The organism is Staphylococcus agnetis, assembly GCF_011466855.1.
GTDB classification, from domain to species: Bacteria; Bacillota; Bacilli; order Staphylococcales; family Staphylococcaceae; genus Staphylococcus; species Staphylococcus agnetis.
The window spans coordinates 408451-430235 of the sequence record NZ_CP045927.1 but is presented as its reverse complement, the minus strand read 5'-3'; the positions used below and the strand labels follow the sequence as shown (position 1 = coordinate 430235).

Here is a 21785-nt window from a genome sequence, read left to right as displayed (position 1 = left end):
GAAAATGACGTATATGTTTTATTATATTGCTCAATTTTTAATCAGTTTTATTTCCACAATGTTATTTTCAATAATCTTTAACGCACCTAAAAAATTACTTGTTGCTGTAGGTTTTGTTGGCGCAATGGGATGGATCATTTATAAATTCACGATTGATTTAAATTATGGAGCTGTTCCGGCCGCCTTTTTAGGTAGCTTTATTTTAGGTGTAATGAGTCACGTTATGAGCCGGCGTTACAAACGTCCTGTTATTATCTTTATCGTCCCTGGTATTATTCCACTTGTACCCGGTGGCGCCGCTTATGAAGCGACACGGTTACTTGTTTCAAATGAATATACCAAAGCTGTGAACCAATTTTTAGAAGTTACTTTAACTTCTGGCGCGATTGCATTCGGGATATTATGTGCTGAAATCTTTTATTACATTTATACGCGAATGAAACACCACTATGCTAAACTAAAAGGTAAGTCTTACAAAAGAGGCTATCATATGAATAATCGTATATAAGGGAGTGTTAACATGAAAGCAAACATCATCGAAAGATTAGAACGTTATGTCAAAATTAATACACAATCCGACCCCAACAGCGAATCGACACCATCTTCTAGCGTACAGTGGGATTTACTACGTTTATTAGAAGATGAACTTAAATCAATGGGTTTGAAAACGGAATTAGATGGCCATGGGTATTTATTTGCCACGCTTGAAAGTAACACGCAAAAAACCGTTCCTACAGTTGGATTTTTAGCACATGTAGACACATCCCCTGACTTTAATGCTAAAGACGTATCACCTCAAATTATCGAAAACTATGACGGCGGTATCATTCATTTAGGCGATTCTGGCAAAACTATAGATCCTCAAGTTTTTCCTGATATGCATCAAGTCAAAGGCCATACATTAATGACTACCGATGGTACAACTCTCCTCGGTGCGGATGATAAAGCCGGCATTGTAGAAATCATGGAGGCACTGCAATTTTTAATCGATCACCCAGAAATTAAACACGGACGCATACGCATTGGATTTACTCCTGACGAGGAAATTGGACGCGGGCCACATCAATTCGATGTCGAACGATTTAATGCTGATTTTGCTTATACGATGGATGGCAGTCAGTTAGGCGAATTGCAATTTGAAAGCTTTAACGCTGCTGAAGCGCACATCTTCTTTGAAGGAGTCAATGTGCACCCAGGTTCTGCTAAAGATAAAATGGTGAATGCCCTATCGCTCGCAACGTCATTTCACTCACAATTGCCTAAAAAAGAAGTTCCTGAACATACTGAAGGTTATGAAGGCTTTTACCATTTAACAGAAATGAATGGCACTGTTGAAAAAGCATCGTTACACTATATCATACGTGATCATGACTATGAAACATTTGAAAAACGCAAACAAAAATTGATTCAACTTCAAAAAGACATTAACACGCAATACTACTACGATCCTGTTCGTATTGTGATTAATGACCAATATCGCAATATGGCTGAAAAAATCACGCCACATCCGCAAATTATTGAAATACCAAAACGTGTTTATAAAGCGTTGGACATTACACCAAATACTGCACCAATACGCGGTGGGACGGACGGCTCTCAATTGTCATTTATGGGCCTCCCTACACCGAATTTATTTACAGGTTGTGATCATTTTCATGGTCCATATGAATACGCATCAATTGATGTGATGGCACAAGCTATCAAAGTCATTGTAGGTATTGTTCAAGAAATTGAAAAAGAAGCATAAAATAAAACCGGCGAAATTAGGAAAGTCATCATTCCTAACTTCGTCGGTTTCTTTATAAAGATGCTTTTAATAAATTGATAGATTGAATTACATGTGTACGGAGTTGCACTCCTAATTTAAAATCTGGATAAAGCGGTGGCATTTCATCAAATAAATTGAACATTGCAGTTATACCTTGTTTTTCATAACGTTCAAATTTCTCAGAAGTACCGCATATGGCTACAGCAACTTTATCATATTGATGGGCTAATTCAGCAATACGTAATGATGACGTATCAATAACCAAATCACGTTCATTGATGCCTTCACCAAAGATGATAAGGTCAGCTTGTTTGACTAAAGATTCGAGACCAGTAATTTGATCTACCAGTTCGTGACTTGTCATTAATTCAGCATTAAACATTGCTTTAAATACAGCAGCAATACCCCCACCAGCGCCACCACGCTCAATGTGACCCAATGATAGTTGTAACTCGTGTTTTAAAATCTCACTGAAATACCAAATTAAATTGTCGATTTCAACCGCTTCATCACGCGATAAGTGTAATGCTTGGTAACTTTGTAAAATGGCACTATGCTTACCGTACATTTTACTATCAAAATCAATCAGAATTTGAAAGTGCGTTTGATTCAATCTTTCATCTAGTCCACGCGTATCTATACGACGGATATGCTTCAGTTGATTTAATCCTTTTCGCATATCTACAATCTCGCCATCATCGTTATAAAATACTGCACCTAACGCTTGTAACAATCCTGCACCGCCGTCAAATGTGTCAGTTCCTCCAACAGATATCGCTATTGTTTTCGCATTTTTACTTAAAGCATGATGAATGACTTCACCAAGGCCGTAACTTGTATGATTCAAATAATTAGATGTTCCCTTTAAAAATTGTTCAGCTTGAATCACGGTCAAACCATCTTCTGTTTGACCGTAACGCACTTCTATATCATTCATTTCTGCATCATGCGCCTGAATACGATATTGTGTTCCTGATTTCCACATAAATACAGAATTTAATAATTCGTGTCGACCATTAAATAATGGTACTTGCACGATGTCTGCATCTTTAATTTGACTCGCAACCGCTTCTTCAACATACCGGTTGGCGTCATAACTTGAAAGGATGCCATTAAATTCGTCCATCGCTACGAGTACTCTCATATTTGTCACCTCTTGACATGTTTAATTATTATCCATTATAGCCTTGCTTGATATTTAAATACAAATGAACAGAACGCTAATAGGTCATGACATTTAACCTAAAAGCGTTCTTAATCACTTTACTCAGCTTTAGCTAATGTTGCGACAGTAATTTGATCATGATTGCCATGCCAAGTCGCTGTACCATTCACAAAATAGAATGCTTGGGGTGACTCATGTTTAACCCCTGTTTTCTCTTCAATATAATTGGATAATTCGCGTTCTTCTTGAACGATGAGATAATACCCATCCATATCCCTTTCATAAAGGAATTTATTAAATTGATCCATTGCACGTTCTGATATCGGGCACGTATTACTATGTTTTAATACAAAGATATATGGATTCTGTTGGATGACTTGTTCAAACTGATCAATAGACGTCAGCTTCGTCGCCATACTTTTCACCTCTAAGTTATTTTCTTGTTTATTATTTTATTCGTACATCTTGTGTATTTTCTCAATGGTATTCATTATACACATAATCTAAGTTATTGTTAACCTTATTTTAAAAAACGATATTCCCAGTTAAGGAAATGTTATTGCAATTTACTTTCAATTTCATCATTTTTTTCATTATATTTCGCTTCATAAGCCTCTAATTCTTCAGGCGTTTTAACAATCTGTTTAATATTTATTTTAGATAAACGGTGACTATAAGTCGCACTTTGGGCACGTTCTTTATAAAAATCTTCTAAAGCATAATTCATTTGAATCGCATTTTGGCGTGCTTTATTTACGTTTGCATCGTTAATGCGCAGTTGATTTAATGTTTTTACATTTTGTTCAATAACTGGCACTACTTCTGATTTAATACTTTCAGATTGTTGACGCCCATCTTTTTCTTCAAGCACATTCGTGGCCACTCTCTTAATATGCGCATTTTGATTAATGAGCGTTTCTTCAAGTTGCTCACTTTCATTATTGCCATTTTGTGTCGCTTTAGATGCCATTAAATTGCGCTCTACCTTTGAACGTAATGCGTCAAATTTTTGAGTATGCGCTACAATATTTTCGTTTGATTCAATTGTTTGTAAATACAATGAAAGGAACGCTTCTATTTGTTTAAGTGCATGTTCTTTTTTCTTCACTGCTTCCATATAGGTTGTTTTTAAAGTATCTAACTCATGATTGTTTGCGGGTAATTGATTTGCCGCTTTTTTGTAGGCATTAAATTTTGGCTCTAACGTATGTTGCATCGTTTCGTTTTTCTTTTCAAACAATGCTTTATTATCCTCTATAGCATCATTACGATTTATTGATTTAAGTTGTTCTAAATGAGCTGCCTCAAGTTCATTATAATAAGCTTTTTCTTTTTGTTCGACTATTTTCATTTTATGGTCAAAAGTTGCTTTTTCTTGCGCATTATGATGACCACAACCTACAAGTGCCAATAGCATTAAAATTACAAGTAAACATAAGAAAATATGCTTCATAGCATCCCTCCTTATAGATTTTTCTCCAATCATATTCAACTTAAAAATGATGTATGGTATAGTAGTTCAGAATTTATGAATAATAAAAGGAGTATACGATGTATCACCACGTTCAACCATTTATCTCAAAATCATCTCAAATGAACTATAACGAACAGTATCAAGCATACCGCGAAATATTATTTAACCTTTTAGACTCACCTATTAAAAGTACCCAACATATAGGTGGAACAAAACATTTTAACTACCCTACTGAACCAATCCTTGATATTTTGGTCGGTGTTGATAATTTACATGATATTACCTCTTTAGATGAAAAGCGTTTGAATTACGCTGGATTTTATCGTATACATCAGCCAATGTATAAAAAAGTACTAATGGCAAAGTTCAATAATTTAACTGAATTAAAACAAACCGTACGATTACACATAATTCAACGCAACACTGAAACGTATCATCAGTATGAAGCACTGGATGCATTACTCACTTCAAATCCAATGGCAATAGCACAATTTAAAGCATTTAAGACAGACATTTCATCAACATTATCTATTCGAGAATATGAAAATCTTAAGAATGAACATTTCAAAAATTTGTTACACCTCAACCAATCAAATTAACGTTACGAGATGACTTTGGAGGCTCAAAAGCGTTAAAATAAAAGTAATGAAATCAAAGAAAGGATGTTATTTTTGGATAACGCTAACATCTTACAACAATTAAAAGAAATCATCCCAGAACATATCATCAAAGTAAACGAACCACTAAAACGCTACACATATACGAAAACTGGAGGTAACGCGGATTTTTATATCACGCCTCATAAATATGAAGAGGTTCAAGCTGTTGTTAAATATGCTTACAATGCTGGCATTCCTTTAACTTATTTAGGCAATGGTTCAAATATTATCATTCGTGATGGTGGTATTAGAGGCATTGTCCTTAGCCTTTTAGAACTCAATTATATCGATGCTTCGGATACAACGATAATCGCTGGCAGTGGTGCAGCTATTATTGATGTTTCACGAAAAGCGAGAGATTTATCTTTAACAGGTCTTGAGTTTGCATGTGGCATTCCCGGTTCAGTAGGTGGTGCTGTTTATATGAATGCAGGGGCATATGGCGGAGAAATTAAAGATGTCATTGATTATGCGCGTGTTATTAATGAAAAAGGTGAAATGATTCAACTTACGCATAATGAATTAGAGCTTGATTATCGTAATAGCATTATTCAACAAGAACATTATGTCGTATTAGAGGCCGCTTTTACTTTAGCACCTGGGAAACAAGCTGACATTCAAAGTGTGATGGATGATTTAACTGAGCGTCGTGAATCTAAACAACCATTAGAGTATCCTTCTTGTGGCAGTGTATTCCGTCGACCACCAGGCTACTTTGCTGGAAAACTCATCCAAGATGCGCATCTTCAAGGTCACCGCATCGGTGGTGTAGAAGTGTCAACGAAACACGCTGGATTTATGGTAAATGTTGATCATGGTACGGCAACAGACTATGAAGACTTAATTCATTATGTACAAAAAGTCGTAAAATCTAAATTTGATGTTACATTAGAACGCGAAGTGCGTATTATTGGCGAAAAAATAGACGAACGTCAGTAAAGGAGTAGAAATGATGCCTACTGTTTATGGTCAAGTCATTGATGATGAAACACGTTGTGTCCATTATTCAACTATACTAGATGTTATTGCGATTAAGTTTAAATGTTGTAATAAATATTACCCGTGTTACAAATGTCATAACGAAGCGGAATCTCACCGACCTAAACGGTGGAAAGAACATGAATTTAATGAAAAGGCAATTTTATGTGGTGTTTGTAAGCATGAAATGACGATTAATGAGTATATGCTTATAGAAGCATGCCCTCGGTGTAATGCACATTTCAACAGTCGTTGTAAGCTACATTACCATTTATATTTCGAAATATAAAAAAGCATATTGTGGCTAAGATTTGAATATACTTAGCCACAATATGCTTTTTTTGTTTTATTTATCATCAAATATAAAATCTTCGTCTTTAAGTCCTTCAACATTTAAAGCAAGGACATATCCGTCCCCTTTTACTGAGAAGAAGTCATGATTTTTCGTAGATGTATCTAACGCATTTTCAATAATCGGATTGAATTCGCGTTCCTCAAAATAAGGTTCAAATCCAAGGTTTGATAATGCTTTGTTACCGTTATAGCGTACGTAGTTCAATACGTCTTCTTCAAGACCTAAAGGCGCATATAATTCACGTGTATATGATGCTTCATTTTGGTAAAGCTCTTCAAGCAATTTATACATTTCCTGATCTGCTTTTAATTTCTCACTTTCAGATAATTCATTACGTAAATGTTGTGCATCAAGACCAGTGAAAACACCATGAATCGATTCATCAAGTAAAATTTTACGAATGATTTCTCCTGACGTTGTCATACGACCTTGTCCTGCAAGATAGAGTGGATAATAAAACCCAGAGTAAAATAGGAATGTTTCTAAAAATACACTCGCTACTCTTGCCATATATTGATCATAAATTGAGGCTTCTTCTCCCCAGAGTTTATGATACGTACCAACAATTTTTTCAGATTTAAATTTTAAGTGCGGTTCTTGTAACACCCATTCATCTAATAAATAGTTCGTTTCTTTAGATGGCAGCAGCGTAGTAAAGATATGCGAATAACTTTTCGCATGGATTTGTTCCATCATACCCATAAATGCATACACTGCTTTTTTACGTAAGTCTTTCGTATGCAACATGATGAGTGGCATGCCATCATCTGCTTGATGTGTGTCTAATCCTGTTAAACCCGCAAGCGCTTTTTTAAAGGCATTTTGTTCATCGTCTGTTAATGTTTTCCAACTTGCAATATCTTTTGAAACTTTAAATTCTGTTTCTACCCACATTTGTGCAATATTTTGGCGCCAAAACATATTTGTCATATCTTCTTGAGTATTCCAATTTACAGCTATCATCGCAATTTAGATCTCCTATTCTTATCTTATTATGATGAATGAGAGATAATATTCATACATGCTACATGTATCTTTAATATTACCTCTCTTCAAATGAGTTTGATATTCCCTTCATACCAATCAACTCATACCTGGATATTACGTGTAAGGTTTGTACACATTTGATTCTCCATAACGTAAATGCGTCCCCCATACATTCAGAAACCCATTGAAATTAAACTGAACAACTCGTACATTCTTCAACACTTAATAATTTGTTACGTGTGTAGTATAACGATTTCAATCCTTTATAATGTGCATAGACATAGAGACGTGATAATTCACGTGTCGAAATTTCAGAGTTAACATAAAGAATTGTCGAGATACCTTGGTCTATATGTGTTTGGATAGTTGCAATAAGGTCAATCAGTTTCATTTGATCCGTATTGAATGCTGATTTGTAATACCACATTGTTTGTGGAGATAAAAATGGCATAGGATAAAATGTTTCTGCATTACCATACGTACGACGTTCAATTTGATCCACGATTGGCATGACTGAACTTGTCGCATTTTGTACGTACGAAATACTTTGTGTTGGCGCAATCGCTAGACGATAAGCATGATATAAACCGTATTGTTGTACCTCATGTTGTAACGCTTTCCAATCTTCTTTAGTCGGAATCGTGTGATGTGCAAATAATGCTTTTACTTTATCATACTTTGGTAAAAAGTCTTGCGTCGTATATTTTTCAAAATAACGCCCATTTGCATAATCCGATTTATCGAAATCTGCAAACTTTTCGCCACGTTCTTTAGCAATTTCCATTGAACGTTCTAATGAATAGAAATTCATCATCATAAAAAAAACATTTGCGAAATCTTTTGCTTCTTCAGATTCGTAATTAATTTGATTTTTAGCTAAAAACCCGTGTAAGTTCATGACACCTAAACCTACAGAGTGTAATTCACGGTTTGCTTTTTTGACACCAGGGGCATTTTGGATATTGGCTTCGTCACTGACGAATGTGAGCGCGTCCATCCCTGTATGAACAGAATCTCTAAAACGATTGGATTCCATTACATTCACAATATTTAAAGAACCTAGATTACATGAAATATCACGTTTAATTTCATCTTCAACACCGTAGTCATTAATAATTGACGTTTCTTGAAGTTGGAAGATTTCCGTACATAAATTACTCATTTTAATTTGGCCAATATTGGCATTTGGATGTACTTTATTGGCGTTGTCTTTAAACATTAAATAAGGATATCCAGATTGTAACTGCGTTTGCGCAATCATATTTAACATTTCACGCGCATCTTTAGACTTTTTCATGATGTTTGGATTTTCAACCAGACGATCGTAATATTCATCAATATCAATATCATCTAATGTCACACCATATTCTGCCTCAACAGTATGCGGTGCAAACATGAAGAAATCTTTGCCTTCCTTCGCGAGTTCAAAAAACTTAGAAGGCACAATTAAACCTGTAGAAATTGTAGATAATCGTAAGTCTTCGTCCGCATTTACTTTTTTAGTATCTAAAAATTCCTCGACATCATAATGGAAAATATTTAAATATACAGCACCCGCACCTGGTCGTTGGCCAAGTTGATCCGCATAACTAAATCCGCCCTCAAGTGCTTTTGCAACAGGTAGCACACCTTTAGCCACACCTTTAATACCTTTAATCGCTTCACCACGTGCACGTAGTTTAGAAAGGTTAATGGCTACACCGCCACCGATTTTACTAAGTTGTTTTGCTGTTGAATCTATAAAGTTAATTGAATTTAAGCTATCGTCCACTTCTAATAAAAAACAAGACACAAGCTCTCCACGACGCGCACGACCTGCATTTAAAAAGGTCGGTGTCGCTGGTTGATAGCGTTGTTCAATCATGGCACGTACAAATTGCTTTGCCAATTCAACTTGTCCATTTGCTAAATAAAGTGACACTATCACAACATGTTGATGATAATTTTCAAGATATTTGGCTTTATCATTTGTTTTTAACGCATAGTCTTTAAAAAATTTACTTGCTGACATATAACTTGCAAAATGAAATGGAATAGCATTAGCAAAGGTGATAATTTCATTTAATTTTTCTTCGCTGTAATCTTTAAATACATTATAGTAGAAGTTTTGATCAACTAAAAAATGTAAACGTTCTATTTCACTATCGAATTTTACCGTTTTATCGTCAATTTCTTCTAAGTAAACTTCAAGCGCTTGTTGATCTTTTTCTAGATCAAAAAAGCCTGTTTCATTGCGCTTAGTGACTTGGTTATTCAATTCGATATGATTATACTGCTTTTGTTCCATTGTCTTCATAAAAATTAACCACCTTCTCCTTAAATTCCTTCGTATCTTGTATACTTCCATGCAATTCAAATTTCATTAACAATGGGACATTATATTCATCTGCAATCGCAATGCCCGCTTTTGCAAAATTTTGTCCCCAATTTCGATTACCGCTAGCGGCTACACCTCTTAAATTGTCATGGTTTACATTTAAAAATTGTTTTACTGGCTGAGGTACCTCACCAAAGCCAATAGTCCCTGTTACAATAATAAATGGGTCCTCAATACGCTCTGAGGCACAGTTTTCAGTCAACTCCATTGTGTCGGTAAGCTCTGTTCGTTTAATAAAACGTTTAACATTTCCTGTAAAAGAATAAAATACCACTTTCATACTCAAGGACTTCCTTTCTTGTGCGCTATTAAACGTGCTTTGACTCAACATGTTGCTTATCTATTTAATCTGGTTACTTATCATTTGTGTATGACGTATGGCGCATTATGTTTTATTGGTAAAATAAAAAAGAGTTAAATAACAGAAGATAGCAATCTCTTAATAAAATGACATAGACGCGAACATATATTTCGGTTGTTTTAATCATTTAAATGAGGGTGTGATAAAAGCGTTCCCCTTTTCTTTTAGTGTTAACCGACTGATTAAACGTAACTACAAGATGTTGTAAATGAGAGGGTTTTCATCCTCATCCAAAAGTGTAATCTTGCTTACTACTTGTAGTTTCGTATTATGTATTACCCCTTTTAAAACACTATATATTGTGTTTAACGTTCTAAGTTCATACTATATTATGTGTTTCATTGTACATCAGTCGCCATAGTTTTTAAAGCAGAAAAAAATTTTTTTGACACCGATTGTCACCAAATGCGGTCATATCAACAAATGAAAATTCATGAAAATTGAAAGCCTAATTTTTATCAATTTATCTATCTAATATGGCTTGACTTTCGATGCAGAAAGTAGTATTATATCGAACATTTGTTCGTTTTTAGTGTAACGTTATTATGAAATTTTTGCAACTTCTTATGCATAAAAGATGAAACTATGCTACTATAAACACATTGATTTTAAAAATAAGAGGCGATATTATGAATTCAAAAATGAAAGGCATCATCGCTATCTTGATATCTGCTATTGGATTTAGTTTTATGGCAGTTTTTTTTCGTCTTGCTGGTGATTTACCTGTCTTTCAAAAATCATTAGCACGTAATTTAGTCGCGATGTTGATACCCTTATTTTTTATTATAAAATATCAGCAACCCATGCTTGGTAAACTAAGTAGCCAACCCCTTTTGATCACACGCTCAACACTTGGATTAACGGGTGTACTTCTTAATATTTATGCCATCGATCATATGGTTTTAAGTGATGCTGACATTTTAATGAAACTTAACCCCTTTTGGACGATTCTATTAAGTCTTATCTTCTTAAAAGAATACATTCAAAAATATCAAATTACAGCAATGATGATTGCCATTATTGGTATGTTGTTTGTAGTCAAGCCTGAATTTTCATCAGATATCATACCTGCATTAATGGGCTTATTATCTGGTATTTTTGCAGCAGCAGCCTATACAGCAGTGCGTGCATTGAGTACGAGAGAGGCACCTTATACGATTGTTTTTTATTTCTCACTATTTTCAGTCGTTGCACTTTTTCCGTTCGTCATATTTACGTATCAACCTATGACAACAATACAAATCATTTATCTTGTTTTAGCCGGACTATCCGCAGCTGTGGGTCAAATCGGAATTACTGTTGCCTATAGTTATGCACCTGCAAAAGATATATCTATTTTCACTTACGCATCTATTATCTTTACTGCTTGTATAGGTTTTATTTTATTTGGCGAATCACCCGATTTTATCGCTGTCATCGGTTACGTCATTATTTTAAGCGCAAGTTACTTTATGTTTGAAAAAGCAAGACAAGAAACACGTGCTCAACAATCTCATAAAAGTACATCAAATTAATGGAGGTCATACTATGACAGAAGGACGTTCTAAAGACGAACTACAAGACATCACTTTACTTGGCAATCAAAATAACAAATATGAATTTGATTACCGCCCTGATGTGCTCGAATCATTTGATAATAAACACCAAGGGCGCGACTATTTTGTGAAATTCAATTGTCCAGAGTTCACATCTTTATGTCCAATTACGGGACAACCCGACTTTGCAACAATCTATATTTCATATATTCCAAATGTTAAAATGGTCGAATCTAAATCATTAAAATTATACTTATTTAGTTTTAGAAATCATGGCGATTTTCATGAAGACTGCATGAATATTATTATGAATGATTTAATTGACTTAATGGATCCTCACTACATCGAAGTTTGGGGCAAATTTACGCCACGCGGCGGTATTTCAATCGATCCTTATACAAACTATGGTCGCCCTAATTCAAAATATGAAAAAATGGCCGAACATCGTCTCATGAATCACGATATGTATCCTGAAAATATTGATAACCGATAAACATTGATTTGTTATTAATTTTAATGATTATGCTTCAAATTACACAAAGCGGCTTGGCTTTAAACATTGCTATTTTATAGCTATTTACCTTAAGCGTTCAAGCGCAATGAAATTGAACATACAACTCCGTTTGGAAACAGTGCACATTTTACATCTTAAATAGTTCGGTTTCTACCAACTGAAGACTTATATCACCTTCAAAATTCACATTATGATGAATTTTGAAGGTTTTTGATTTTGCTTTATCAATATTATTGTGAAGAAGTATTTAATATTAAAAACATGACATTTAGTTAGCATTTGTCACGAATTTGCCTCTGAATCATTCAAAATTTACTGAATTTTCTTGTTAAAAATTTACATTAGGTTTAAAATGGTTCTATGTTCAACATTTAGGGGGGAAATGATTAGATGAATCAACACTATAGCAAAGAAGAAATCCTTGCTAGTACGCCCCGCAAAGGGTTCTTCGGGCATCCCAAAGGGTTAAGTACACTCTTTTTCACAGAATTTTGGGAACGATTTAGTTATTATGGTATGAGAGCAATTTTAGCTTATTATATCTATTACTCCGTCTCAAATGGTGGATTTGGACTTGATCAAGGATTAGCACTACAAATTGTATCCATTTATGGTGCACTTATTTATATGAGTGGTGTTATTGGCGGTTGGATTGCCGATCGTATTACAGGTACTCGACACGCACTATTTTATGGTGGCGTTCTTATTATGGTCGGTCACATTCTTTTATCACTGCCGAACAACTTCACATTACTTCTTATTGCGTTACTATTTTTAATTATTGGTACAGGGCTATTAAAACCTAATATTTCATCAACTGTTGGGCTTCTTTATGATAAAAATGACCCACGCTTAGACGCAGCATTTACCATTTTTTACATGTCGATCAATTTAGGTGCATTAATTTCGCCATTACTTGTAGGATGGACACAAGCCAATATTGGTTTCCATTTAGGCTTTGCAATTGCCGCTGTAGGTATGTTCCTTGGATTGCTCACTTATTTAATTACGAACAAGAAAAATTTAGGTGTGGCTGGTCTCGAAGTACCAGACCCTTTATCTAAAGCAGAACGTATTAAAATTATTAAAATTGTTGTCATCGTAGTTGTAGTTCTAGCATTATTAACAACGGTGTCAGCTTATTTAAATATGATGACGTTGTCTAATTTCGCTAACTTGGTAACAATTCTTGGCGTTGTCATTCCATTATTATACTTCGGTAAAATCATTATCAGTAAGAAAACAAAAAGTTATGAGCGTAAACGCGTTTTTGCATATTTTCCATTATTCATAGCATCCGTTGCGTTCTGGATGATTCAAGAACAAGGTTCTACAGTCCTCGCACAATTCGCTGACACTAAAACACAATTGAGTTTAGCTAAAGTAACAGGTGGTCTCATTGATTTCCATATCCCGCCTGCATGGTTCCAATCATTAAATCCATTTTTTATTGTATTATTGGCGCCATTGTTTTCTATTCTTTGGGTAAAATTAGGACGCTTTAATCCTCCTACTGTACTTAAATTTGCTATTGGTGTTATTTTAGCGGGTGTCTCTTATTTAATTATGGTCGTGCCATTATCAGCGGACGCACCGTTAATAAATCCATTTTGGTTAATCGCGAGTTTCCTAATCGTAACGTTAGGTGAATTATGTATTTCTCCAATTGGATTATCTACGACAACAAAGTTGGCACCTGAAGCATTTACTGCTCAAATGATGAGTATTTGGTTCTTATCCAATGCAATGGCTCAAGGTTTAAATGCTCAGATGGTTGAAGTTTATACATCTATCGATCCTAACAAGTATTTTATGTATTCAGGTATTGTCGCTATTGCTATCGGTATATTACTCTTCCTCATCTCACCATTCATTAGAAAATTAATGCAAGGTGTAAAATAAATACGTTACATGCACGCTATGCCCTTCAAATTCGTTATCTACGAACGTTGAGGGGCTATTTTGCGCTCTAGTAATGATTTTAATGATGGCGCGAAAGTGAGAGAAGTACCTTTATTCAATTTCTTAATAGCCATGAACGAGTGCTTTCATTTCAGGTGAGTCAAATCCCCTTTTTATATAGCCATCGTATGTTCCCCCACACTAAAGCAATGTTTATCATTGCGGTTGATTTTTTAACGAATTCACATAAAGAGGATTAAAAAACATTTCAATGCGGTATATATGTCAGTAAATAGGTTTAATGAAAGAAGGAAGTTTTATGGCATATCAGTATAACAATGGATTATTATTTTATCATCAACATTCAGGATTAAATAAAATTCATGAAGGATTAGGCGAAGTCACTGTCGCATTAACACAATTATGCAAAAAATTCTCAATTCAACTGAGCGAAAACGAAGGAGATATCGAACGTTATTGCGAACAAATTGCGCAGTCCAATAACGCTGATGACATTGATGTTCTTTTTATTTTAGGCGGTGACGGTACAGTCAATGAATTAATCAATGGTGTCTTAAAAAATGAATTAGACCTTCCTGTTGGAGTAATTCCAGGAGGGACATTTAATGATTTTGCAAAGACGTTAAACCTTTCAAACAATGCAGGTGATGCAGCACATGATCTACTTCTATCAGAACCTAAATCTTATGATGTGATGAAAGTGAATGACCAATATGCTTTAAATTTTGCGGGAATTGGACTTATGGTTCAAAATGCTGAAAATGTAGAGGGTAAGTCTAAAGATGTTTTCGGAAAACTAAGTTACATTTCCTCAACTTTTAAAACTTTAGCCAATCCAGAACATTTTAATTATGACCTTGAAATCGATGGAAAAACTTACTCCGGTGAAACCTCAATGATTCTTTTCGCCAATGGCCGTTTTATTGGTGGTGGTAAAATACCAATGACCGATTTGTCACCTTCTGACGGTCAGTTAAGTACATTTGTTTTCAATAACTATAGTATTAGTATTCTTAAAGACATGTTTAGTTTGCGAGATAGTATGACATGGAATGAGATTAGTGAGAATATTAAACACATCCCAAGTCATCATATCCATTTGTCGACTTCTCCTAAGATGCGTGTTGATGTGGATGGTGAAATTAATTTTGAAACACCTATCACCATTGAAATACACCCTCAAAAGATCAAATTGTTAACGGCGTCAGAAGCTAATCAAAATAATTAAAAAGGAATGGGCTACTTTCACAGCTCCATTCCTTTTATTTTACTTAATAATGTTTTACCACTATGCCCCTAAAAAGTATGCTTCGACTTCTTTCCAATTATTTAGGCGTTCAAAGTCAGTATTATCACGATTATGTGGCGCTGAAAACATTAACGGTTTCCCTGTATGAATACCTAGTTGTTTTGGATTATCATCAATGAGATAATCTGTAGCCACAATATTTTTACGACCACAAAATACAAATTGTTGTGAATCTAAAAATGGAAAATGTTCTTTGAGCCATTCATATTTATCGTGGAATGAAGATGGCACATCCATAGCAGCCGTAACAATATAAATATCATAATGATTAGATAATTTACGCACAACCTCTTGTGCATCTTCTATCACTTTAAGACGTCTAAAGAAGCCATCAGAAGCGAGAATATCTCTAATTTCAGCAGCATGTTCAGGCATAATATCATAAATTTTCTTACCTAAAATGTGTTCTACAGTCACACCTAATTGTGTTCGTCGGTTAAACTCATCTATTATTGCACCAAACGTATCTGCAAGCACTTCATCCATATCGATGCCTATCGATTGTCTCATAATTTCAAATCGCTCCTTGTTTACTTCATTAGGTCGATTATATCAAACACAAGATTGGAATTCATGTTATCAGTTTAGAATTGTGCTAACACCTCACGGATGACATCATTTTGTTCAGGAAAACCTAAAGTAATACGAACACCGTTAGGGAATAAGCGCGCGATGATACCTGCTCTTAATAACGCTTCATTTAATTCTGAAGCTTGAGACGTTTCGACAAAAATAAAGTTAGTTTGCGATGGATAAATTTTAAGATTCGTATCAATGGCATAGCATTTTTGGCGCTCTGCATCATTGATCTCAACCGCTTTTTGTAAATGGGTTTGATCTTTAAGTGCTGCTAATGCTGCCTGTTCTGAAAGACGCGTCGTGTTAAATGGTGGGCGTAATACGTTGAGCTTAGAGGCTAATGTATCCGTCGTAATCAGATACCCGATACGCAAGGCTGCGAGTGCATATGCTTTAGAAAACGTTCGTAACATTGCGACATTCGGATAAGTTTCCATTAATTCAAGGGTGCGCGGAAAGTCATCTGCAGTCACATACTCAGCATACGCTTCATCTAAAATAATGGTAACATCTGATGGTACTTTTTTAATAAAAGCCTCAATTGCATCATGCGAATGATACGTACCTGTCGGATTGTTAGGATTACAAATCCATACTACTGATGTAGATGCATCTACCGCTTCTGCAATCGCGTCTAAATCGAATTTACCATCTTTTAAAGGCACTTGAACCATATTCGCATCTTCAACTACTGCATTATGATAATATTGCCCAAATGTTGCCTCGCTTGTTACCACTTTATCCCCTGCACGTAATAATGCTCTCGAAATAATAACAATCATCTCATCAAGACCCGCGCCAAAGAGAATACGATTCGGATCGATATGATAGTGGTCTGCAATAGCTTGCTGTAATAATGGCGCATTCGGCTCTGGATATAAATATAAATCATCAACATGTGTTTGGATGGCTTCTTTTACTTTTGGAGAAGGTCCAAAGACGTTTTCATTTGACGCATGTTTATGCAAATCACCTTCAATACCATATTTCTTTTTTAGCGCCTCTGGTGATAACCCAGGTTGATATGCACGTAATTGTGCAATTTGCGATTTCATGAACGACCGCCTCCAATATTCAGAATTTTTAAAATATGTTTTCTATTATAACGATAATCGGTTAAAAACGCTATACTTTTTTAATATAAATTCAATTATTACATATTTGCTTTAAAGCGTCAAAGTATAGATGAAAAATAAAGTAACCGGTGATGAATGGTCACATAAAAAAGTCTTCAAAATGCATCTTTACATCCATTTTGAAGACTTATCAATTTAAATATGAGACAAGTTCATACGCTTAAATTTAACACTTTCGATAATGTACTATCACAATGCGCATCAATAACGCACGCGTGTGTGCTTTAGTGAACCAATCCTTCTTTTTTCAAATAATCTTTAGCCACTTTATAAGGATCTTCACCTTTTTCAGCCACACGATAGTTCATTTCTTGCATCTCTTCATCAGAGATTTTTCCTTCTAATTGATTGAGTGCTTTTTCTACATCAGGGTGCTCTTTAATAAATGCTTTTTTAAATAGTGGCGCGCCCTGATATGGTGGAAAACTTTTCTTGTCGTCTTTTAAAACGACCATATCATATTGTTTCAGTTCAGCATCTGTAGAATACGCATCAATTAAATTAATATCATCTTTTTCAATCGCTTGATACCTTAATTTCGGTTCCATCGTTTTAACGTTTTTAAATTTTAAATCATACGTTTGTTGAATCGCTTTATAACCATCGCCACGATCATTAAATTCCAAAGTAAATCCAGGTCGAATGTCATCTTCAACTTTTTTCAAGTCACCAATCGTTTTCAAATGATGTTTTTCAGCAAAGTCTCGTTTCACTGCTAATGCATAGGTGTTATTATATTTCATTGGTTTGAGCATTTCCATATCATATTGACGTGCTAAACTATCATTCGCTTGTTGATAAACTCTTTTTTCCATTTTAGATTTAGGGGATTCTTTTGTAAGTTCTCCTAACACTGTTCCCGTAAATTCTAAATAACCATCAATTTCATCTGCTTTTAAAGCATTAAAAAGAAAAGTCGTTTTACCCATACCGTCTTGAACATTCACTTTATATTTCGTATCTTGTTCAATTAAAATCTTATACATGTTCGTGATGATTGACGGTTCCGTTCCTAATTTACCTGCCAACGTAATTTTTTCTTCTTTTTGTGAAAATAGAGGTGCAATCGTGACAAAGAACATCACTAATAATATGGCACCTAAAGTGATTAACATTTTGCGGTAAGACATACGTCCTAAAATGCGTAATACAATATCAAACAAAATAGCCAACAATGCCGCTGGTATCGCACCGATGAGAATGAGTGATGCATTGTTACGGTCAATACCTAATAAAATAAGATCCCCTAATCCACCAGCACCAATTAACGCTGCGAGCGTTGCTGTACCAATAATGAGCACCATGGCTGTTCTGATTCCCGCCATAATCACTGGCATTGCTAACGGTAATTCTACCTTTGTCAGACGTCTTATCGGTTTCATACCAATCCCTTTAGCAGCCTCGATAAGTGAGGGATCAACCCCTGTCACGCCAGTATAGGTATTTCTTAAAATTGGTAATAAAGCATAGACGACTAAAGCAATGATCGCTGGTACTGTCCCAATACCAAAGAGTGGAATCATTAGTCCTAATAACGCTAATGAAGGAATCGTTTGTAAAACCGCCGCAATATTGATGATTACTTCAGCAACATTTTTTTGTTTGGTTAATAAAATCCCTAAAGGGACACCGATTAATACGGCAATAAGTAATGCAATAAAAGATAACTGTATGTGTTCTATAAGCGTTGAAAGTAATTGACCTTTCCGTTCGTTCAACGTAGTTAAAAATTCTGTCACCTTCTATCACCTGCCCGATGTGTAGATAAGAAGTTGAAAATATCTTGTCTCGTCAACTTCCATAATTGTTGTGAAGAATGTACGATAACACCTTCATGTGAAGCAAGTTCTCCATATATGTCACTAACGTAACGCTCCCCGTCAACTTTTATCATGTCATCACTTTTGTCGATAGGCGTGCCGATTAACTCAGCTACCTTTCCAAGTGTGAAATGATTTAAAAATACTCCGGATAAATCTCCTATAAATTGTTTCACAAACGCATTCTTAGGATGTTGTATGAATTCATTAGGTGTACCAATTTGTTCGACTTTACCTTCATTTAGAAGACAAATGCGATCCCCCAGTTTAAATGCTTCTTCAATATCATGGGTGACAAAAACGATTGTTTTTTTAATTTGAGCTTGTAAACGTAATAAATCATCTTGCAGGTTTTCTCGTGTGATTGGGTCTAACGCACTAAATGGTTCATCCATAAGAATGACAGGTGGATCGGCCGCTAATGCTCGCACCACACCTACACGTTGACGCTGACCTCCTGATAATTCATCAGGTTTTCGATGACGATATGTATTAGGATCTAAATTGACCATTTTAAGAAGTTCGTCTACACGATGATCAATTTCATTTTGAGTCCACGACTTCATTAGAGGGACTTGTGCAATATTATCACGTATGGTCATGTGCGGGAACAACGCGATTTGCTGTAACACATACCCCATATCCCAACGCATTTCGTAAACAGAATAATCGCTTATTGGCTTATTATTAAAGTATATAAAACCATCTGTTAAAGGGACGAGTCGGTTAATCATTTTCATCGTCGTGGTTTTACCAGATCCAGATGGACCGATAAGTACAAAAAACTCCCCTTCTTTAATGTTAAGGTTTACTTTATTAACGACGACTTTATTACCATAACTTTTCGTAACATCCTCGAATTTAATCATTATTTAACCTCATTTTTTAATTTAATATCATTGTAAAAAGTATACCCTATCTTACTAATATTAAGCTTTTAAATTAAGTAAATTTAACGCAATATTAAGGCATGCTCACTACAAAAAAAGGCGTGCACATTTATATTGCGCATGCCTTTTCTTCTATGATTTGATACAAACTTAACATTAAATAGAAGTCTGTCCCAATTGTTTATATGCCTGGATAGCATCTAAAAATGGCGGACAATAATGCTTTAATTTATAACTTCCGACACCTTCAATTTGAATCATTTCTTGTTTAGTAGTTGGTTTACGTTTAGCGAATTCCTCTAAAGTATAATCTGAGAAGATATTAATCGGTGGTACATCCAATTTATCACTCATTTGTTGCCTCACTTCACTTAAAGCATCAAACAAGTGACGATCGACACCTTCAATCGTGTTAATATTTACGCGTTCTTTCGATTTTGTTTTGAATGGCGTCGTTTTGATTTTGATGTTTTCATTTAATAATTGTCCAACGGATGGGTCACACATCAACTTCTCATCATATTCATTTAAATAACCTTTAAAACGCAGTTCATCAATTAAATGGTGCAATTCACCAGTTGTATAGTCTTTCATTATCCCGTACGTTGACAACGTATAAAACTGATTGTGATTTAAATAATCTGATGTTTCACCACGTAAAACTTGAATGACCGTTTGATACCCTTCTTTTTGTCCTAACCGTATGACACAACTTACAATCATTTTTGCCTCTTTAGTCATATCATATGTTTTATTCTGTGCCTCGCAATTACTGCATTTCTGACACTCTGCTAATTTTTCATTCGGTTCAAAATAATGTACCAATGTGGCTTCTAAACATTTATTTGTTTTCGTATATTGAATCATTTTGGTCAATTTGTCACCCATCTTCTCTTTATAATCATCATCTGCTGAGGATGTTGAAATAAAATACTGATGGAGCGCAATATCTCTATCGCTAAATAGCAAAATACAATCACTTTCAAGCCCGTCACGACCAGCACGTCCTGCTTCTTGGTAGTAGGATTCTAAATCACCAGGCATATTATAATGAATTACATACCGCACATTGGATTTATCAATCCCCATTCCAAACGCATTGGTTGCAACAACGACGCGCTTTTTGTCATATAAAAACGCATGTTGTGCTTCATCGCGTTGCTTTGCGGTTAAACCCGCATGGTAATAAGTTGCTGGAATATCTGCATCTCGCAACGCCTCATACATTGCTTCAACTTGTTTACGTGTCGAACAGTAAATAATGCCTGAGACTTTTGAATGTGATTGAACATAATCTAACACAAACTTTTGACGTTGGTACGTATGATCGACTTTAAATAAAAGATTAGGACGTTTAATACTCGTTTTAATGAGATGGTTCGGATGAATACCTAATCGTGACATAATGTCTTGTTGAACTTCTGTCGTCGCTGTTGCTGTTAAAGCCACAATCGCAAATTGTTGTGGCATCGCCAATACACGATGAATGACCGCCTGGTAACTTGGTCTAAAATCATGTCCCCATTTAGAGATACAATGTGCTTCATCAAAAGCAACAAGCTTAATATTTACACGACATAGCAACCTTAAAAACGTTTCATTTTCAAGGCGCTCTGGGGCAATATATAAAAATTGTAACGCACCGTTTAATAGTTGCGCTTCAATTTCTTTTTGTGCTTTTAGCGATAGACTACTATTTAAGTATGCAGCAGAAATCCCCATCGTATGTAATTGATCTACTTGATCTTTCATTAATGAGATGAGTGGGCTTATAACAAGTGTTGTTCCCCCTAGCATAAGTCCCGGCACTTGGTAACAAATGGATTTCCCACCGCCAGTTGGTAAAACACCTAACGTATGTTGCTGGTTAAGTACACGGGTAATAATCTCTTTTTGCCCTGGACGAAAACGCTTATATCCAAAATAATGTGACAGTGTTTGTTCCATTTTATCCC

Annotated in this window: 20 protein-coding genes; 9 read left to right on the top strand and 11 right to left on the bottom strand. The window is 35.2% G+C overall.

Annotation, left to right across the window (positions count from 1 at the left end):
- Positions 1 to 13: 13 nt before the first annotated feature.
- Entirely contained in the window at positions 14 to 508 is a 495-nt protein-coding gene (locus tag GJE18_RS02165; RefSeq protein ID WP_037567866.1) for a threonine/serine exporter family protein, read from the top strand.
- A 12-nt stretch (positions 509 to 520) separates the two neighbouring features.
- Positions 521 to 1747, top strand: coding sequence for a peptidase T (gene pepT, locus GJE18_RS02160; RefSeq protein ID WP_107368345.1), 1227 nt, complete (start codon positions 521 to 523; stop codon positions 1745 to 1747).
- A 52-nt stretch (positions 1748 to 1799) separates the two neighbouring features.
- Here pepT and GJE18_RS02155 read toward each other — a convergent pair whose 3' ends face one another.
- From GJE18_RS02155 to GJE18_RS02145, 3 genes are all read right to left on the bottom strand, one after another.
- On the bottom strand, positions 1800 to 2912 hold the full coding sequence (locus tag GJE18_RS02155; RefSeq protein WP_085622714.1) for a glycerate kinase: 1113 nt from the start codon (positions 2910 to 2912) through the stop codon (positions 1800 to 1802).
- A gap of 119 nt (positions 2913 to 3031) precedes the next feature.
- Positions 3032 to 3349, bottom strand: coding sequence for a bacillithiol system redox-active protein YtxJ (gene ytxJ / locus GJE18_RS02150; protein WP_037567847.1), 318 nt, complete (start codon positions 3347 to 3349; stop codon positions 3032 to 3034).
- A gap of 140 nt (positions 3350 to 3489) precedes the next feature.
- Entirely contained in the window at positions 3490 to 4386 is an 897-nt protein-coding gene (locus GJE18_RS02145) for an EMYY motif lipoprotein (RefSeq protein WP_157951746.1), read from the bottom strand.
- 98 nt (positions 4387 to 4484) lie between these two features.
- Between GJE18_RS02145 and GJE18_RS02140 the strand changes: the two genes are divergently transcribed.
- The 3 genes from GJE18_RS02140 to GJE18_RS02130 all read left to right on the top strand — a co-directional run bounded on the left by GJE18_RS02140 (position 4485) and on the right by GJE18_RS02130 (position 6333).
- Complete coding sequence (locus tag GJE18_RS02140; protein WP_037567844.1) at positions 4485 to 5006, top strand: GrpB family protein; 522 nt, start codon at positions 4485 to 4487, stop codon at positions 5004 to 5006.
- Between the two features lie 72 nt (positions 5007 to 5078).
- Complete coding sequence (gene murB / locus GJE18_RS02135) at positions 5079 to 6005, top strand: UDP-N-acetylmuramate dehydrogenase (RefSeq protein WP_086375128.1); 927 nt, start codon at positions 5079 to 5081, stop codon at positions 6003 to 6005.
- Between the two features lie 13 nt (positions 6006 to 6018).
- Positions 6019 to 6333: a CHY zinc finger protein gene (locus GJE18_RS02130; RefSeq protein WP_037567840.1), complete on the top strand. Its 315-nt coding sequence runs from the start codon at positions 6019 to 6021 to the stop codon at positions 6331 to 6333.
- A 57-nt stretch (positions 6334 to 6390) separates the two neighbouring features.
- Here the strand turns inward: GJE18_RS02130 and nrdF are convergent, their stop codons facing one another.
- The 3 genes from nrdF to nrdI all read right to left on the bottom strand — a co-directional run bounded on the left by nrdF (position 6391) and on the right by nrdI (position 10043).
- Positions 6391 to 7362: a class 1b ribonucleoside-diphosphate reductase subunit beta gene (gene nrdF, locus GJE18_RS02125; protein ID WP_037567838.1), complete on the bottom strand. Its 972-nt coding sequence runs from the start codon at positions 7360 to 7362 to the stop codon at positions 6391 to 6393.
- 214 nt (positions 7363 to 7576) lie between these two features.
- Positions 7577 to 9682: a class 1b ribonucleoside-diphosphate reductase subunit alpha gene (nrdE, locus tag GJE18_RS02120; RefSeq protein ID WP_060552442.1), complete on the bottom strand. Its 2106-nt coding sequence runs from the start codon at positions 9680 to 9682 to the stop codon at positions 7577 to 7579.
- Positions 9654 to 10043 (bottom strand): class Ib ribonucleoside-diphosphate reductase assembly flavoprotein NrdI, encoded by a 390-nt coding sequence (gene nrdI / locus GJE18_RS02115; RefSeq protein WP_037567834.1) that lies wholly within the window; start codon positions 10041 to 10043, stop codon positions 9654 to 9656. The genes nrdE and nrdI overlap by 29 nt, the downstream gene beginning before the upstream one ends.
- Before the next feature lie 710 nt (positions 10044 to 10753).
- Here nrdI and GJE18_RS02110 point away from each other — a divergent pair.
- The 4 genes from GJE18_RS02110 (at position 10754) to GJE18_RS02095 (ending at position 15324) form a co-directional block, all read left to right on the top strand.
- Complete coding sequence (locus GJE18_RS02110; RefSeq protein ID WP_060552441.1) at positions 10754 to 11638, top strand: DMT family transporter; 885 nt, start codon at positions 10754 to 10756, stop codon at positions 11636 to 11638.
- 13 nt (positions 11639 to 11651) lie between these two features.
- Positions 11652 to 12152 carry a preQ(1) synthase gene (gene queF / locus GJE18_RS02105; protein ID WP_037567828.1) on the top strand — a complete coding sequence of 167 codons (501 nt, stop codon included), beginning with the start codon at positions 11652 to 11654 and terminating at the stop codon, positions 12150 to 12152.
- A 411-nt stretch (positions 12153 to 12563) separates the two neighbouring features.
- The gene (locus GJE18_RS02100) at positions 12564 to 14075 is read left to right on the top strand and encodes a peptide MFS transporter (protein WP_060552440.1); all 1512 of its coding nucleotides are present in this window, start codon (positions 12564 to 12566) and stop codon (positions 14073 to 14075) included.
- A gap of 319 nt (positions 14076 to 14394) precedes the next feature.
- Positions 14395 to 15324 (top strand): diacylglycerol/lipid kinase family protein, encoded by a 930-nt coding sequence (locus tag GJE18_RS02095; protein WP_037567823.1) that lies wholly within the window; start codon positions 14395 to 14397, stop codon positions 15322 to 15324.
- Positions 15325 to 15384: 60 nt separating this feature from the next.
- Here the strand turns inward: GJE18_RS02095 and GJE18_RS02090 are convergent, their stop codons facing one another.
- The 5 genes from GJE18_RS02090 to recQ form a co-directional block, all read right to left on the bottom strand.
- Positions 15385 to 15915 (bottom strand): 5' nucleotidase, NT5C type, encoded by a 531-nt coding sequence (locus GJE18_RS02090; protein WP_081858238.1) that lies wholly within the window; start codon positions 15913 to 15915, stop codon positions 15385 to 15387.
- 74 nt (positions 15916 to 15989) lie between these two features.
- On the bottom strand, positions 15990 to 17039 hold the full coding sequence (gene hisC, locus GJE18_RS02085) for a histidinol-phosphate transaminase (protein ID WP_105994967.1): 1050 nt from the start codon (positions 17037 to 17039) through the stop codon (positions 15990 to 15992).
- Positions 17040 to 17344: 305 nt separating this feature from the next.
- Positions 17345 to 18859 carry an ABC transporter permease/substrate-binding protein gene (locus GJE18_RS02080; protein ID WP_060552438.1) on the bottom strand — a complete coding sequence of 505 codons (1515 nt, stop codon included), beginning with the start codon at positions 18857 to 18859 and terminating at the stop codon, positions 17345 to 17347.
- Positions 18856 to 19809, bottom strand: a complete 954-nt coding sequence (locus GJE18_RS02075; RefSeq protein WP_060552437.1) for an ABC transporter ATP-binding protein — start codon at positions 19807 to 19809, stop codon at positions 18856 to 18858. The genes GJE18_RS02080 and GJE18_RS02075 overlap by 4 nt, the downstream gene beginning before the upstream one ends.
- A gap of 177 nt (positions 19810 to 19986) precedes the next feature.
- Complete coding sequence (recQ, locus tag GJE18_RS02070) at positions 19987 to 21777, bottom strand: DNA helicase RecQ (protein ID WP_037567813.1); 1791 nt, start codon at positions 21775 to 21777, stop codon at positions 19987 to 19989.
- Between the last annotated feature and the right edge of the window lie 8 nt (positions 21778 to 21785).

Bases quoted from the DNA above. Each gene is read 5' to 3' on its own strand.
- GJE18_RS02165 (WP_037567866.1), top strand. From the start codon at position 14: ATGTTTTATTATATTGCTCAATTTTTAATCAGTTTTATTTCCACAATG.
- pepT (WP_107368345.1), top strand. From the start codon at position 521: ATGAAAGCAAACATCATCGAAAGATTAGAACGTTATGTCAAAATTAAT.
- GJE18_RS02155 (WP_085622714.1), bottom strand. From the start codon at position 2,912: ATGAGAGTACTCGTAGCGATGGACGAATTTAATGGCATCCTTTCAAGT.
- ytxJ (WP_037567847.1), bottom strand. From the start codon at position 3,349: ATGGCGACGAAGCTGACGTCTATTGATCAGTTTGAACAAGTCATCCAA.
- GJE18_RS02145 (WP_157951746.1), bottom strand. From the start codon at position 4,386: ATGAAGCATATTTTCTTATGTTTACTTGTAATTTTAATGCTATTGGCA.
- GJE18_RS02140 (WP_037567844.1), top strand. From the start codon at position 4,485: ATGTATCACCACGTTCAACCATTTATCTCAAAATCATCTCAAATGAAC.
- GJE18_RS02130 (WP_037567840.1), top strand. From the start codon at position 6,019: ATGCCTACTGTTTATGGTCAAGTCATTGATGATGAAACACGTTGTGTC.
- nrdF (WP_037567838.1), bottom strand. From the start codon at position 7,362: ATGATAGCTGTAAATTGGAATACTCAAGAAGATATGACAAATATGTTT.
- nrdE (WP_060552442.1), bottom strand. From the start codon at position 9,682: ATGAAGACAATGGAACAAAAGCAGTATAATCATATCGAATTGAATAAC.
- nrdI (WP_037567834.1), bottom strand. From the start codon at position 10,043: ATGAAAGTGGTATTTTATTCTTTTACAGGAAATGTTAAACGTTTTATT.
- GJE18_RS02110 (WP_060552441.1), top strand. From the start codon at position 10,754: ATGAATTCAAAAATGAAAGGCATCATCGCTATCTTGATATCTGCTATT.
- queF (WP_037567828.1), top strand. From the start codon at position 11,652: ATGACAGAAGGACGTTCTAAAGACGAACTACAAGACATCACTTTACTT.
- GJE18_RS02100 (WP_060552440.1), top strand. From the start codon at position 12,564: ATGAATCAACACTATAGCAAAGAAGAAATCCTTGCTAGTACGCCCCGC.
- GJE18_RS02095 (WP_037567823.1), top strand. From the start codon at position 14,395: ATGGCATATCAGTATAACAATGGATTATTATTTTATCATCAACATTCA.
- GJE18_RS02090 (WP_081858238.1), bottom strand. From the start codon at position 15,915: ATGAGACAATCGATAGGCATCGATATGGATGAAGTGCTTGCAGATACG.
- hisC (WP_105994967.1), bottom strand. From the start codon at position 17,039: ATGAAATCGCAAATTGCACAATTACGTGCATATCAACCTGGGTTATCA.
- GJE18_RS02075 (WP_060552437.1), bottom strand. From the start codon at position 19,809: ATGATTAAATTCGAGGATGTTACGAAAAGTTATGGTAATAAAGTCGTC.
- recQ (WP_037567813.1), bottom strand. From the start codon at position 21,777: ATGGAACAAACACTGTCACATTATTTTGGATATAAGCGTTTTCGTCCA.